The sequence below is a fragment of the Armatimonadota bacterium genome (genome assembly GCA_016789105.1).
Taxonomy (GTDB): Bacteria; Armatimonadota; Fimbriimonadia; order Fimbriimonadales; family Fimbriimonadaceae; genus UphvI-Ar2.
On sequence record JAEURN010000008.1, the window covers coordinates 509,635 to 524,497 of the forward strand.

Annotated in this window: 13 protein-coding genes and 1 rRNA gene; 7 read left to right on the forward strand and 7 right to left on the reverse strand. The window is 57.9% G+C overall.

The window, feature by feature from the left end; translation table 11 throughout:
* Positions 1-5: 5 nt before the first annotated feature.
* The gene (locus tag JNM28_11015; protein ID MBL8068972.1) at positions 6-2,327 is read right to left on the reverse strand and encodes an MFS transporter; all 2,322 of its coding nucleotides are present in this window, start codon (positions 2,325-2,327) and stop codon (positions 6-8) included.
* A 101-nt stretch (positions 2,328-2,428) separates the two neighbouring features.
* The gene (locus JNM28_11020; GenBank protein ID MBL8068973.1) at positions 2,429-3,163 is read right to left on the reverse strand and encodes a spondin domain-containing protein; all 735 of its coding nucleotides are present in this window, start codon (positions 3,161-3,163) and stop codon (positions 2,429-2,431) included.
* 433 nt (positions 3,164-3,596) lie between these two features.
* Between JNM28_11020 and JNM28_11025 the strand changes: the two genes are divergently transcribed.
* Both JNM28_11025 and JNM28_11030 read left to right on the forward strand, forming a co-directional pair.
* A 16S ribosomal RNA gene (locus JNM28_11025) occupies positions 3,597-5,108 on the forward strand.
* A 664-nt stretch (positions 5,109-5,772) separates the two neighbouring features.
* Complete coding sequence (locus JNM28_11030; GenBank protein MBL8068974.1) at positions 5,773-6,744, forward strand: hypothetical protein; 972 nt, start codon at positions 5,773-5,775, stop codon at positions 6,742-6,744.
* A gap of 52 nt (positions 6,745-6,796) precedes the next feature.
* Here JNM28_11030 and JNM28_11035 read toward each other — a convergent pair whose 3' ends face one another.
* A complete protein-coding gene (locus JNM28_11035) occupies positions 6,797-7,960 on the reverse strand; it encodes a PEP-CTERM sorting domain-containing protein (protein ID MBL8068975.1) in 1,164 nt (387 codons plus the stop codon).
* A 96-nt stretch (positions 7,961-8,056) separates the two neighbouring features.
* Entirely contained in the window at positions 8,057-9,085 is a 1,029-nt protein-coding gene (locus JNM28_11040) for a LacI family DNA-binding transcriptional regulator (GenBank protein MBL8068976.1), read from the reverse strand.
* A 180-nt stretch (positions 9,086-9,265) separates the two neighbouring features.
* Here JNM28_11040 and JNM28_11045 point away from each other — a divergent pair, with 180 nt between their 5' ends.
* Together JNM28_11045 and JNM28_11050 are read left to right on the forward strand one after the other, a co-directional pair.
* The gene (locus tag JNM28_11045) at positions 9,266-10,324 is read left to right on the forward strand and encodes a 3-deoxy-7-phosphoheptulonate synthase (GenBank protein ID MBL8068977.1); all 1,059 of its coding nucleotides are present in this window, start codon (positions 9,266-9,268) and stop codon (positions 10,322-10,324) included.
* Positions 10,325-10,343: 19 nt separating this feature from the next.
* Complete coding sequence (locus tag JNM28_11050; GenBank protein ID MBL8068978.1) at positions 10,344-10,925, forward strand: SRPBCC domain-containing protein; 582 nt, start codon at positions 10,344-10,346, stop codon at positions 10,923-10,925.
* A gap of 2 nt (positions 10,926-10,927) precedes the next feature.
* Here JNM28_11050 and JNM28_11055 read toward each other — a convergent pair whose 3' ends face one another.
* Positions 10,928-11,158: a hypothetical protein gene (locus JNM28_11055; protein ID MBL8068979.1), complete on the reverse strand. Its 231-nt coding sequence runs from the start codon at positions 11,156-11,158 to the stop codon at positions 10,928-10,930.
* 137 nt (positions 11,159-11,295) lie between these two features.
* Between JNM28_11055 and JNM28_11060 the strand changes: the two genes are divergently transcribed.
* From JNM28_11060 to JNM28_11070, 3 genes are read left to right on the forward strand one after another with little or no spacing between them, the layout of a single operon-like run.
* Positions 11,296-12,156, forward strand: a complete 861-nt coding sequence (locus JNM28_11060; protein MBL8068980.1) for an SPFH domain-containing protein — start codon at positions 11,296-11,298, stop codon at positions 12,154-12,156.
* Between the two features lie 9 nt (positions 12,157-12,165).
* Positions 12,166-12,321: an Arc family DNA-binding protein gene (locus JNM28_11065; GenBank protein ID MBL8068981.1), complete on the forward strand. Its 156-nt coding sequence runs from the start codon at positions 12,166-12,168 to the stop codon at positions 12,319-12,321.
* 34 nt (positions 12,322-12,355) lie between these two features.
* Positions 12,356-12,838, forward strand: a complete 483-nt coding sequence (locus JNM28_11070) for a hypothetical protein (GenBank protein MBL8068982.1) — start codon at positions 12,356-12,358, stop codon at positions 12,836-12,838.
* Here the strand turns inward: JNM28_11070 and JNM28_11075 are convergent.
* Together JNM28_11075 and JNM28_11080 are read right to left on the reverse strand one after the other, a co-directional pair.
* On the reverse strand, positions 12,835-13,437 hold the full coding sequence (locus tag JNM28_11075) for an acetyltransferase (GenBank protein MBL8068983.1): 603 nt from the start codon (positions 13,435-13,437) through the stop codon (positions 12,835-12,837). The two genes, JNM28_11070 and JNM28_11075, sit on opposite strands and share 4 nt — an antisense overlap.
* Positions 13,438-13,452: 15 nt before the next feature.
* A complete protein-coding gene (locus JNM28_11080) occupies positions 13,453-14,778 on the reverse strand; it encodes an oligosaccharide flippase family protein (protein MBL8068984.1) in 1,326 nt (441 codons plus the stop codon).
* Between the last annotated feature and the right edge of the window lie 85 nt (positions 14,779-14,863).

Sequence of the window (14,863 nt, forward strand, 5' to 3'; positions counted from 1 at the left end):
CGTGGCTAGTCGCCGGCGTGATACCTCTCAAAGAGCAAAGCCGCAACCAAAAACGATTCTGGCACAGCAAACGCCGCCCAGGTTTCAAACCGCTTCCGGTCGAATTCGGCCAAAGCATGCAAGGCGCCCCGCTCGTCGCCAGACGAGTACTTTTCCAAGGCAACCGAAAATTGGGGCACGCGGCGGCTGAGTCCCCGGTACCGTCGCAGCAGTTCGGTGTCTCTGACCACTTCGCCAAGGGCAAACAGCCGGTAAAGGTCGCGGTCTAGGTCAAAAAGTTTGGCTGCCCCCAGCAGGCATCTCCGGCGTTTTGTCGAACCAACTGAGGCTTGGGCGGCTTGCAGGATCAGCGGAAGGTCGCCCTCATCCCCGACAGTGCCGAGAGCATAGGCCGTCTCGGAGGTGGCTTCATGCGGATACCACTCCAGGGCCGTTCTCAAGCTTGGGGCCAAGTCTTTGATGGCAAGCTCGGAAATCGCCTCGGCGGCAGCCGTCCGGATGCTGGGGTGTGCTTCCAACAGGGCATCGGCAAAAAGGCTGGGGTCGTTGGCACCCAGATTCCGGAGGGCTTGCAGGGCGGCCCGCCGAATGTCGGCATCGCCAGGTTGGGTGGCGGCTGCACGCAGCGATTCGATCGCCCGGGGGTCGCCAAGTCGGCCCAAAGCCTTGGCCGCGGCCCGGCGGAGGATGCTGCTGGGGTTTTCCAACATTTCGACAAGGAACGAAAGCGCCACCGGCTGGCCCGAATCCCCGAGGGCTTCGATCGTCTCCTCCTCGACTGATTCGGGATGGGCCCGGGCGTGTTCCATCAGGGCTTCGGCCGCCCCCAATGTGCGCAAACGCCCAAGGGCAAAGGTCGCTTCCCGCCGGATTTGCGGCGACGGGTCGTACAGCGCCTCGTGAAGTTCGTTAGTCCCCAGGCTCATCTTGGTTTCCCCCATGGACCGGATCGCCCCGAGACGGGTGCGTTCGTCGGTGCCCCGCCGCACCGTACGCAATGCGGCAAACGACCGGGGGGTCACGCCCGTAATCTGCCGGACGGTTTCCGAAAGCGGGGATGCCCCCCGCTCCTTGACACGGGTCAGAAGCAGCAATGCGATCACCCGCTCCACCGTAACGGCGGCAAAGACGAGTTTGTAGGCCCACTCAGCCCCCTGCAAGGGGCGGAGCGCGGCCAGCATCCAACTGCCCGCCAACGGCGAGACGGCCAGCGCAATGCTGTTGACCGTCAATGCCGTTGCCAAATAGTTGGCGCGGTTCGATTCGTTGGAAGAGGCCAGATATAGGTTCATCTGCCCAACCCCGACCCCCGACCAAAAAATTCCGACAAAAACATGACCGATCCCCAAGATCAACATGTTTTGCAAGGGGTTGCCGGCCTGGCAGGCCACCCACATCAAGGGCGTCAACGTCACGCCCCCGGCGGTCAAGAGCAGGAGCGGCTTGTTGCCATACCGGTCTGCCAGAAATCCGCTGACTTTGACCGTCAACAGAGTGCCGACCGCTGAGGCCACACTGGTCACCTGCAGGACAGTGAAGTCCAATTTTAAGGTCTCGAAAGCAAAGGCCGAGAACAGGTTCCCGGCAAACCCCTGGCTGATGGCGATCCAGGCGCCAAAGGCCATGATGCGGCGGAAGTTCGGATCCCGCAAAGGCTCGCGGACTACCCCCACCACCTCCCGCAAATCGGGCTTAACGACCTCTTCCCGGTTGGAATCGGTCATCCGGTAGTAATAAAGCATGCTCAAAGCGGCAAAAACCCACCCGAGCCCAAAAACAATCGTGAAACCCACGCCTTCATTTGGGGTTCCTTTGAACAAGTCGAGCAGGCGGGCACCGACCAAGCCGACCACCATGCCGGTGACCGTGGCGATCATGGTTCTTTGGCTGAAATACCAACCCCGCGCGCGTTCGGGGACGATTTTGCCGAGCCACTCGTTGTAGATGGGGTTGACCAGGTTCACGCAAAACGCGGCCAACGTGAGGCAGAACAACAAGATGGCCAATTTGGCCGGGTTGGGGAGAGGAGCCAGCGGCAACAGGATGATGGGGAGGAACAAGAGCCTCCAGGCCAGACCGCCCCGGGCCACATAACTCTTGAAACTGGAAGACGCCCGGCCGAGTGCCGCCCCCGGGATCTGCATCAGCCCCATGGCTGCGGGCAGTGCGCCCAACAGGCCGATGGCGAAATCTCCGCCGCCCAAATACTGGACGAAACCGACCATCAACGATCCCCCAAAAAGGGTGATGAACGCCGTGGCGTAAGCCCCGTCCCAATTGGCGACACGGAGCGTATCGAGGGTTTCGAGCCGCGATGGGGCCGCCATCCATTGATTTTGAAGGCGGCAGGGGGGGTGACCTAGGGGCTTTTTAAAGAGCAAAAGGCCCCCCAAATGGAGGGCCAGGTGAGGTTTGGGGTGAAAAGGGCTTACTTCTTGCGGCGGCGGAATGCGGCGGCAATCCCAAGGCCGAGGACGGCGAACGTGGCCGGTTCGGGAACCGGGGTCACCGTGACGCGGGCCAAGTTGCTATTCAATGTCCAATCCTCTTGCTGTTGCCAGCTGTCGCCGACGTTCGGGATGATCGTGTCGTGGATCCGGATGCGGTTGTTGGAATCCGCCGGGTTGCCGGATCCACCCAAGAATCCGAGATCGGCAGCGTTTTGGGTGTTTTGCTCAGTTCCGGCATCCCAGGCGCGGAGCCCGGTGATGACGGTTGAGAAGCTGCGCGCCGTGCCATCTTGCTGGAACAGGAAGATGCCCGCGCTGCTGACGCTTTCCCCTAAGAACCCGTCGTTGGTGTGGCCGAGCATCGTCGCAAAACTCAAGTAGCCGTGGGCCATGTCCGCCGTGAAGGTTGATGTGCTGGAGTTCCCCGTTGTCAAAGGGCTGCCCGGCAAGCGCCCAAAGGACATCACGGCGCTGCCGGCGGCAGTGGCGATGCTAAACATCGGGGTGGTGTTGCCCCCTTCGGCGATGGCTTTGATCCCGGCTGAGCTGGTGCCGTTGATGTCAAAGATGTTGAATGTCGAGTCACTAGCGGAAAAGAAGGCCGGGCTCAAAGGCTGCGGGCCCAGGTTTTCCACGGTGATTTGGAACGTTTGTTGGGCGTTGGCGCCCACGGCAACCGCGGCCAAAGCGGCAAGGGTCAAGATTCGGTTCATTTGGTTGTTTCCTCTTGTAAGTGCAACTGGGCAAATACATGAGGAGAAGAACCAGGCCCCCGTTTGTGTTCCAAGTTTTTTCCCAAAAGGGGCCGCTGGGTCTGGTCTCGGGCGTTTTGTAGCTTGGCCAGTTGGGGCAAATGGGCCGGATACAGTCAAAAAGACGCCAATGTGGACAGAAAGGCCGCACTTTTTGCCAGAAACTGCCCGGGACCCCTTGACCCTGCCTTGGGGACCGCCTATAATTTCACTCGCCCCTCTTGAGGTGGCCAGCAAATTGACAGTTCAATAAAGTGTGAAGACGCAGCATTCAGTAGCAACGAACCGGGCTTCGGCCCAGTTCCGAGCAACATGCAAATACTCCACAAGAGTTTTGTGTGTCCTGTAAAGAACAATTCAGAAAGCCAAAAAGCTTCTCTGTAAGAAAACCATTTCTTCGGAGAGTTTGATCATGGCTCAGGACGAACGCTGGCGGCGTGCCTAAAACATGCAAGTCGAACGGAACTTCGGTTCAGTGGCGAACGGCGGAGTAATACATGAGCAACGTGCCCCTATGACTGGGATATACAGAGGAAACTCTGGGCAATACCGGATGTGGCCACCCCTTGGCATCTTGGGGTGACTAAACGGATTTATTCGCATAGGGAGCGGCTCATGACCCATCAGGTAGTTGGTAGGGTAATGGCCTACCAAGCCGACGACGGGTAGCGGGTCTGAGAGGATGATCCGCCCGAGTGGGACTGAGACACGGCCCACACACCTACGGGTGGCAGCAGTTGGGAATCTTGCACAATGGGGGAAACCCTGATGCAGCGACGCCGCGTGGACGATGAAGGGTTTAGGCCTGTAAAGTCCTTTTGCCAGGAAAGACTTAGGACGGTACCTGGCGAATAAGCTCCGGCTAACTACGTGCCAGCAGCCGCGGTAATACGTAGGGAGCAAGCGTTGTCCGGATTTACTGGGCGTAAAGCGCGCGTAGGCGGCTTGTTAAGTGTGGTGTGAAATCTCCAGGGCTCAACCCGGAAACTGCACCGCATACTGGCAAGCTGGAGGAAGGTAGAGGTAAGTGGAATTCCCCGTGTAACGGTGACATGTGTAGATATGGGGAGGAACACCAATAGCGAAGGCAGCTTACTGGGCCTTTCCTGACGCTGAGGTGCGAAAGCGTGGGTAGCAAACAGAATTAGATACTCTGGTAGTCCACGCCCTAAACGATGGATACTAGGCGTCAAGGGTATCGACCCCCTTGGTGCCGCAGCTAACGCATTAAGTATCCCGCCTGGGGAGTACGGCCGCAAGGTTGAAACTCAAATGAATTGACGGGACCCCGCACAAGCGGTGGAGCATGTGGTTTAATTCGATACTAACCGAAGAACCTTACCCAGGCTTGACATCGATCGCAAGCCCGTGAAAGCGGGCCCTCTACCCACAAGGTAGACGTGAAGACACCTGTTGCATGGCTGTCGTCAGCTCGTGCCGTGAGGTGTTTGGTTAAGTCCAGCAACGAGCGCAACCCTCGTCCTTTGTTGCCAGCGGGTAAAGCCGGGAACTCGAAGGAGACCGCCGGTGTAAACCGGAGGAAGGTGGGGATGACGTCAAGTCAGCATGGCGGTTACGCCTGGGGCTACACACATGCTACAATGGGCGCAACAAAGGGCAGCGATACCGTGAGGTGGAGCTAATCCCAAAAATACGCCCTCAGTTCAGATTGTAGTCTGCAACTCGACTACATGAAGGCGGAATCGCTAGTAAACGCAGGTCAGCTATACTGCGTTGAATACGTTCCCGGGGTTTGTACACACCGCCCGTCAAGTGATCTGAATCGTCTGCACCCGAAGTCCGTGGCCTAACCGTAAGGAGGGAGCGGCCGAAGGTGCGGGGGGTAAGGAGCACTAAGTCGTAACAAGGTACCCGTACCGGAAGGTGTGGGTGGATCACCTCCTTAAAGAGTAAGAACTGAGAACCTCAAGTTTAGGATCTCTCACATACTCAGGTCGAACTGCGCTTTTCACACTGAACTGTCATCAGCCGCCAGGATCTGCAAAGAACCTGGCGGCTTTGCTGTTTTGTTAAAGTCTCTATCGAAGACTTGATTACCACGCCGGGGGGGGGTAGCGTCGCACCATGAGGCACCTCTACTTGCTCTCGTCAACTCTGTTTCTTGCGACAACCGCCGCCATGGCTCACGCCCAATGGAGCGAGACTCTATATAGCCAAAACACTGGAAATATCCAAGACACACGCACTCCCGTATCAAACACCACCGGCAACGAGGTGTATTCGTTTGGGGGATATGTAAACTTCACAGTAACTCAGAAGGTGATCGGCGATTGGTGGAGCGTGAGTGGGCAACCCTTTTCTACAGTTCCGCAATGGAGGTCAGGGTACGAGACTGAAGAGGATCTCAGCACAGATATGTACACTATTGAGTATGGCCCTTGCGAATTGCCAAACGGATATCGCGTCAAAATTACATTGTCAAAGACAATCATCGAGGGTGATAATACTTGGTACTGTACGAGCGACCCCACAGCCTATGCAGGCGCAAAACACCGGAAGCGAACCTGGGAAACACCAGGAACGCCGACGATGGATGTGGAGTTGATCCCATGATTGCCGGTCTTTTGGCATTTCAACTTATTGCAAATAATGCCTGTCGGACGGTTCAAACAAAGGTCGTAGACCTTGTCGTCGTCACCTCATCAGCCCAGGTTGTCGATACTGCAAAACTATTCAGAGCAATTATTGATAAGGACGAGGCGGAAAAAGCACTAAAGAAACTGGGATTCTACTACCGTGATTTTGGTCATGTTGGAGTTCTTTGGGATAATGGTGTTTTCGACCTCGACGCCTCCAATGCGAGAGTAGAGCTATGGCAAGAAATCGCTCAAGGGAAAATAAAACCTAGGGACACTGTGTTGCTGGGCGACACAGTTGACGCATTTTCCAATTCGGCAGCAAGGCTTTGCCGTGATTGGGGAGTCACTCCTGAAAATTGCCAAAATCTCAAGATGCAATTCAATATCTATCGCAAGGTTACCGTCGAGAATGAAACCGGCCAAAGGATGACAAGAGTTCTTTTGGCCGGAAATCCAAATGGCAGTACAGGGCCAACAAACGATCTGTTGGAAAAGCCTGATAAAAACGCTGACGTCTTGGAAGGAACTGGTGCTGCATCCAAATTTGCCGTAGAATTTTTTGGCTTTTCGGAATATCCTCAAAGGAGACTTGACGCGCTTGGCGGATTTTTTGATTGGATTGCAACCAAGCAGGCACAGGAGCTTTCACTGATAGATCAAGCCATCAAACAGTTTGAATCAATTTTTGAGTCCGAGCATCCCGAGTGGGTTAAAGGAAGCACTGTCCTCAATGAGCAGGAACTGATGGCACTACAACAGGAGATGTCTGGATATGTTCAATTGGATCCTTCTTGGGCAAAATTCAGAGTTGCTTCTACTGAGCCGATTGCGGCATTCCACTTAAAGTTTCTCATCAAGAAGAATGGCAATCTGACAATGTACGGTGGCCCTGTTTTGGAACCTGATCGTCCAAAAGAGCCCAAGCCGATTATCAAGCCATAAACTGATTTGGCCCCGGAGTAAACCGGGGCCAAATCGTTTGTCATCGATGATTTCAAGCCTTTCGCTTTCGGCGGATGAGCGCGGCAGCGCCCAACCCAGCCAGGGCGAATGTGCCGGGTTCCGGAACCGGGGTCAGGTCGATGTAAAACGAAGTCGTCGTCGGCGCGGTCAACAAGCCGCCAATCCCCACAAACTTCATGCCATCGTCGGACATCCCGGTGATCGTCCCCAGGTGGAAGCCTTGACGGTTGATCCCGGCCGCATCGGCCAAGTCATCCAGCGTGGCAAAGGTGTTGGTCACGGTGTCATAGCGGAACGCTTTGGCATCCACATAGGGGCTGAAACCAGATTTCAGGTAACGGCCGCCAACATACCGCCCGTCAGACGAAATGCTTGCCATCGTCGCAATCTCAGAATTGGAAAGGTACGGGTTGGGGCCAAAAGTGTAGGTGTCGGCAATTCGGTCGTAAATGTAGAACGAGCCGGAAGTCACCGAGCTGCCATCACCCAAAGCAAAGCGGCCATTGTTACTGATATCTTCAATCGAACCCAGGCTCACCGTGCCGGAACCGAGGTCGGTTTGCATCAGTTTTTCAACGCCGTTCACCCAAATGGCGCCGGGAGCGGTGCCAACCGCGAACCCGCCAACCACCGTCCCATCAAAGTTCGATGCCTGCACCCGGCCGTTGTTGGTGGTGTTGGGGTGGAGGTTCACCGGCGGGCCACCGGGAATTGTGCCCACCGTCGGGTTGACCCGGGCAGCCGTCCCGCCGACCGCGGTCGTGTTGTAATAAGCCTGGCCAACAACCGTGTTGCCGTCGCCCGATAGGCCCCAGCCGCTGCTCGCCGTTGTCCCGCTGTGGTAGCCCAGGTTGCCGTAGCTTGTCCATGCCCCGCCGGCAATGCTGTAAATGGACATCTGGTTGTAGTTGTTTGAGGTGAAGCTGTCAATCGCCAAAGACGTGCCACCAAAACGCGTGCCATCGTTGCTGGCTTGCACGCGGCCAGTGCTGTTGCCGCCAACAAACGTCAAAGCCCCGCCACTGACCGAAGTATCCCAATAGCCCACCGATGCCCCGTTGCCAACAACAAGGTTGCCGCTCCCGCTGATGCCGGAAGGGATGAAAGTGCCGACCGTCCAAAGTTGGATCCCGGCGGCCGAAGATTGAGATGCCAGGGCGGTCACGGCGAAGGCCGCAATGAGGGTTTTGTTCATAAGTGTCTCCAAGGTCAAAGGATTTTTCTTGCAATAACGTTATCATAAAAGTCTTTCGCGTTGTGCTGTAATAAATGCCAGGTTGGGCCGGAGTCCCTAGCTATCTCGGCGGGTTGTCGAAGCCCGGTGGACCACCGACATGTCCAAAACCGTCATCCGCGGCGGGATTGTGGGGTCGGCAATGCGTTGCATCAGCCACTCCCAAGATTGGTCGATCACGGCGTCCACGTCCAGCCGGATGGTGCTGATCGGGACGGCATAATCTTCGGCTTCCGGATAATTGCCCGTCCCAATTACCATGGTATCGGCCGGAACGCCCAACCCCTGCTCGGTCAAAACCCGCGCAACGGCCAAGGCATAGGTGTCGGTGACGCAAAAAACCGCGTCGTACCGGTTTTTGGCAAAATGCGCCCGGAGCGATTCCGCCGCTTCGGTGCTAGTGTCGCCGGCGGCCGGGATCAAAACGGGCTCCAAGCCAGCGGATTCCATTGCCTCCACATAGCCCCGGCGGCGGCGTTCCCGCGGAAAATCCGCCAATATCCAGTCCAACGTGACATGGGCGATTTTGCGCGCCCCCCGTTCGATCAAATCATAGACCGCCCGCTTGGAAGCCCCATCCAAATCCCAAGAGATTGAATCGCCATAAGCCACTTGCTCAAATCCAAGGATGGATACCGGGATGTGGTCGTTCCCTTTCACTTTCCGGAATTCTTGGATCGCCTTGCCCGAGTCGATGCTGACGATGCCGTCCACCGGGTAAAGGGTCGGCGGTCGGCCACCTTCATTCAGCGCATCGTCCCTTTGCAGGCAGTTCACCATCAATTCATAGCCGTCACGACGTGCCAGAGAGCTGATGCGTTTGAGGAACCGCATGTAGGTGACGATCGGCCGATCCACCGGCATCCAAACCGAAATCAAATTGGTTTTGCCGCCCCGGATTGCTTGGGCATGCCGGTTTGGCTGGTAGCCGACTTTTTCTGCCGCCGCCCGCACTTTGCACCTGGTGCTTTCTGGCAGCGAAACGGTTGGGTTCCCGCTTAAAACATGGCTGACCGTTTGGATGGAAACCCCGGCCTCTTTGGCGACGTCGCGCAGGGTGATCCGCTTAGGCTTTTGGGGGGACAAAGTCGATCCTTCCTCCGCAGGGCGCGGCTCTGGAGCTTTATACCTGGCAACCGACTTGGTGGCCCAAAGAAGTACAGTTATTTCAGAAATAATTGAAAAATGAAATCTAGTCAAGCGGATCCGCGGTGTGCCGCCTTACTCCCTGGGCTGCCATCACAGGTACAACCTTGTCATCCGACCATGCCGGAACCCCGTATCGACGACACCCGCATCCGACAAACGCGGCCCCTGATCCAGCCGGCGATCCTCACTGAGGAAATCTCCCGGACGGCGGAGCAATCTGGCCGCATCGCGGAATGGCGGAGGCAAGTCGAATCGGTAGTCCGCGGGGACGACCGGCGCATATTGGTCATTGCCGGGCCATGCAGCGTCCACGACCCGGTGGCCTGCTTGGAATTTGCCGAAGGCCTCAAATCAATTTCGGAGCGCTATTCGGACGATTTGCTTGTTTTGATGCGCGCCTACTTTGAAAAGCCTCGGACGGTCGGAGGTTGGAAGGGGCTCATCAACGACCCCGAGCTCGACGGGACGCACAAAATCAACAAAGGGCTCCGGTTGGCCCGGGGATTCCTCCGCGACCTTGCTGAACTAGGCATGCCCGCCGCCACCGAATTCTTGGACACCACGGTGCCCCAGCATATTGCCGATTTCATCTCCTGGGGGGCAATCGGTGCGCGCACCGTGGAAAGCCAGACCCACCGCGAACTCGCCAGCGGCCTGAGCATGCCCATCGGATTCAAAAATGCCACCGATGGGAGGATCCAACCGGCCGTCGATGCCGTTTTGGCGGCCGCCCGAAGCCATTGGTTCCCAAGCACGACCAAAGATGGGGTTGCCGCCTTGAGCGAAACGACGGGCAACGATTCGTGCCACGTAATTCTGCGCGGGGGATCCGCGGGGCCGAACTACCAGACGTTCCACGTCGCCGAAGCTTGCGAGCGGCTGCGGGCCGCGGGACTCCGGCCTTCCGTCATGGTGGATTGCAGCCACGGAAACTCCGGCAAAGACCACCGGAACCAGCCCAAAGTCAACGAGGCGCTGGCGGAACAAATTGCCACGGCGGAAGGCAAGGTGTTCGGCGTGATGGTCGAAGCCCACTTGTGTGACGGCCGCCAAGACTATCAGCCGGGCCGGGAACTCCTTTATGGCCAAAGCATCACCGATAGCTGCGTCGACCTGAAAACATGCGAAGGCATGTTGGAAAGACTGGCAACGGCCCGGGCGTCCGCAAAGACTTAAGTGCGGATACAATCATCGCGTGGTTGTCACCCTCAAGCCAGATTTCGAGATCAACGACCAATCGTGCCGCGACAGCACGGGTAAGACACTTGGCGAATGGTTCGCTTGGATCGAATCCGAATGCGGGGGGCAGGGCCGGCGGGATACGGTCCAGGCTATCTACAACGCCACCGGTCGCGGCCCAAACATGTGGTGGCCAACAACGTTGTGGGTCGAGTACGAAGCCCACAAGGGGATCGTCAAAAAGGACGGCACAGCTGAGGGGTACACCATCTGTTCGACCAAAACCATCGGGGCATCCGTCGGCGACCTTTACCACGCCATGGTGGGGGCGGCTTCGGAAGGGGAACCATATTCCGATGACGGCGGCAACTCGGGTATGTGGTTGCGGCTCCGGCCAGGAAAAGACCTTCGATTATCGTGGCAGACCGCGGGCGTCGATACCCCGACTCTGGTCGATTGCACCTTTGTGGACAAGGGCAAAGGCAAAACATTGGTGACCCTGACCCATTCCAAAATCCAAACTCGGGCAGAAGCGGATGGCCTCCGCAATGCCTGGGCGGACTTTTTTGACCGCCTTAAAGCGCAGGCCGAGGGCTAACGCTACCGGGTGAGCCTGGGGAGGATGGCGGCGGCAATCGGCAGGGCGATCGCCATAAAGATGGCGATCATGGTGCCCTTTTGCAAAGTGGGCGACGATTGTGAAGTCACCCAGCCGAGACCAAGCGAACTGGCCCGACCCGCTTTGTCGGCATCTTCGCCGGCTTTGTTGAGGGCGTCCCTCGCGCTTTCGTCGGTGCGGCCACAGTTGGGGCAGGCCGGGCCCTTGTTCACCTGACCACATCGACACAGCCACGGTTCGCCTTGAACCACTGCAACTAGAACAACGGGACTTGCTAGGCCCAGGCTGCAACCTGGCCAAAATGTTGCCGTAATATCAAAGTGATATCATCATGATATCGGGATCGCATATGAAAGAGAAACCAATCCGCCCGGTTCCGGGCATGCCGATGCTCCTGCTCGCAATCTTGTTCATCGTCGGAGTGGTCGCCACATTCATCCGCAGTGTTTCCACGGACAACGCCCTGATGGCAGTTGGCGGGGTTGTGGGGATCCTTGTTTGGACCCTCATGATCAGCGGCTTCTTTGTTGTCGAGCCCAACGGTAGCAAAGTCATGCTCCTGTTCGGGAAATACGTGGGGACGGTCAAAGACGACGGATTCCATTGGGCCAACCCGTTCTTCTCCAAACGCAACTTGAGCCTTAGGGTCCGGACGCTGAACGGCGAAAAGCTCAAAGTTAACGACGCGAGCGGCAACCCGATCGAAATCGCAATCGTGCTTGTCTGGAAGGTCGTGGACACCTTTGCCGCCAGCTTTGATGTCGACGACTACGAAAACTACGTCAACCTTCAAAGCGAAACGGCCCTCCGCCATTCGGCCGGCGCCTACCCCTACGATGGCGAAGACCACGAGGTGAGCTTGCGGCAAAACGGGGACGAAGTCAGCGAGCACATCCGACAAGAACTGCAGAGCAAACTCAAGCTGGCCGGGGTCGAAGTCTTGGAGGCCAAGATCTCCCACCTCGCCTATGCCCAAGAAATCGCCGGAGCCATGCTCCGCCGCCAACAAGCCCATGCCGTGATCTCGGCCCGGCAAAAAATCGTCGACGGCGCAGTCGGCATGGTCGAAATGGCTTTGGAACGGATGGATCGCGAAAAGATGATTAGCCTGGACGAAGAGCGCAAGGCTCAAATGGTCAGCAACCTCATGGTCGTCTTGTGCAGCGAGCATCCCGCAAACCCCGTGGTCAACGCCGGATCCATCTACTGAGGGGCCCTCATGGCTGAGAAGAAAGCGTTCCCGCTCCGGCTTCCGCCAGAACTGCACACCGCCGTGCAGCGTCTGGCGGATGCCGAACTGCGCAGTGTGAACGCCCAGATCGAAGTGCTCTTGCGGGAAGCCCTCAAAAGGCGGGGGATTGAGCCCAAAAAGTAAGGCACCCCTTTCCCGACAAGGCATAATCACCCCCATGAAGACGATCCACACCCTCACAGTCCCCGACATGATGTGGGTCAACGCCCAAGTCTGTGGCGGACAGCAACCGTGGGACTATGCAACGCTGGAGGAAGCCGTTTTCAACCAGTACGCTCACGGCGGAAACCACGACCTGGCCGGGCAGGCTGCCCGGTTCCTCATCGGTTTCGGGAAACTCCGGCCATTCAAAATGGGCAACGAGGCCACGGCGTTCGTCGGGTTGGTCGCATTCTTGGCTATGAACGGCAAAGGCCTCCACCTTGAGGATGCGGATGCGGCGGCTTGGGTCGAAAACCTGATGGCCGAGCAGGCTCACGACGGGGCCAAGGCCAAAATCGAGGTCATTTTGGAAGAACATGGCCAGCACGGGCACCACGGGGTTCCTGATGTCCAGGGCATTCTGCGAGAAGCGCTTGCCACCTACCCCAAGGCCGTTTCGGAGCTCAAGGCCAAAGGCCACGTCGCCGCAATCGCCTAGGGCAGGTATTTAGCGGGGACCCCGCCCCACTTTTCGCCTTGGTGAATGTCTTCTAAAGCGACCCCGCCAGCTCCCAGCACGGCCCGGGAAAAGAGTTCCACCCCGGGGATGACCGTGGCACCGGCACCGACTAGCACGAGGTCTTGCAGCGTCACGTTGCCACACAGGGTTGCCCCAGGGGCGACGTGCGCAAAATCGCCGATCCGGCAGTCGTGGTCAATCCGCGAGCCGGTGTTGATGATGCAATGCCGGCCGATGGTCGTCCCGGTTTGGATGATGGCCCCAGCGCACACGAGCGACCCCTCGCCGATCTCAACACCCGGCGCGATGATCGCTGACGGGTGGATCAAGGTTGCGAATCCGCCAAGGACACGGTCAGCCGCCGCCATCCGCGCGGCGTTGTCCCCGATGGCGATAAAGGCGTCGGCATCCCGACGCAGGGGGTCGCTGGGGGAAACCGGTTTGCCAAAAAGGGACTGGATCGAGGCAAAGGGGTCGAAGAATCCCACAACGATCCGCCCTGATGACTCGGCCACCGTATAGGCAACCTTGGCATGGCCCCCGGCCCCGTGGATCAAAATCGGCCGCACTTCCGACATCACCGCCATTCTGCCCTAAGTCGCGGCGCGCCGCGCAAAAAACCGCGTGCGGATGAGCATCGGCACCCCGTAAATCAAGCCCAGGCAAGCCACCGAACTCCAAACGATCCCGTTATAGCCGAATTGGGGGGCCAGGGCAAACTTGGCAGCGGTGGCGGCAACCGTTGCCGCCAACAGCCAGATAAAGTGACTTTTGAGATAATGCCCCGCGGATGCGTAGGCCGTCATCCCGTCCACCAAGGTCCACACCACGATCCAAACAACAAACCCGCCGACCAAATCCCAACCCGGAGCGGCGTATTCCGGCCCAAGGTACCAGGGCAAAAAGATCCGGATCGCCGGGGCAAGGATCAATCCTAGCAAAAGGGTTCCGCCCAGGAACTTGAAGAGTTGCTTGCGGAAGAAACCCAGAGCCTTGTCTTCCTCGTTCCGGGCAAACGACCCCGCCAATGCCGGGGTCCACGCATTGGCCACATACTGCCCCATTGAGCAGATGAAAAAGAACCGCTGGGTCTGACCATAAAGGGCGGCGGCGCCCGCCGAAATCGTCAATCCGATAATGATGGTGTCGGAGAGTAGGAACACTCGGAAGGTTTGGCTCCCAAGGAATTTCAGACCCATCCGGAGGAGATCCTTGGCCAGTTCGGGGTCCCAGTCGGTGCGCCGCAAAGGCCAAAGTTCCTTTTTGCGGAGTTTGAGTTCGACAATATCGTTGGCGAGCCACACAATCCCGGGCATTCCCGCAGCGGCAAAGGCGATCCAGGGCAATGGCAGTTTGAGGGCGACGAAAACAACCGTGAAGACCAGGTTCGTGACATAGCCGAGCGATGTCACCAGAGAGTTGCGGACATTTTCTTGGTAAGCGATCAAGATCTGCTGGCCCACATTCAGGGGGACTAACAGGCAATAGCTGACAAACATAACGAAGGCCGTCGGCATCGCCACGGCCGCCGTAGATTCCTTTTTCACATGCAGCATTTCGGCCCAAGGGATCAACGGGATCACGGCAGCACACAGGGCAGCCATGGCAAGGCCCAAAAGGATCTGCAAAAACAATCCGGCGGCCACCACGCGGCGAGCCTCTCCGGTTTTGCCCTTGCCCAATGCCTGGGCCAGGCGGACGGTGAGGGCCGCCCCTACGCCGAGGTCGCCGACCGGCACGACGGCGACGATCCCCATGACAATCGTCCAATAGCCGAAGGCGTCCTTATCGAGGTAGCGAGTGAGAATCGGGGCCGTGACAAGGCCGACGAGTATGGGGGCGGCCCTCCCGATATAGCCGCCGATCACGTTCCGGCGAACATGGCGTTCATCGATATGCAGGGCCGGGTCAGAACTCATGGGCGGCGAAGGGGCATGCGCATATTCCGCGCCGGCCGGTTAGGGCGGCCTTGAACCGGGCCAATGGTACCTGCAGGCTCAAACT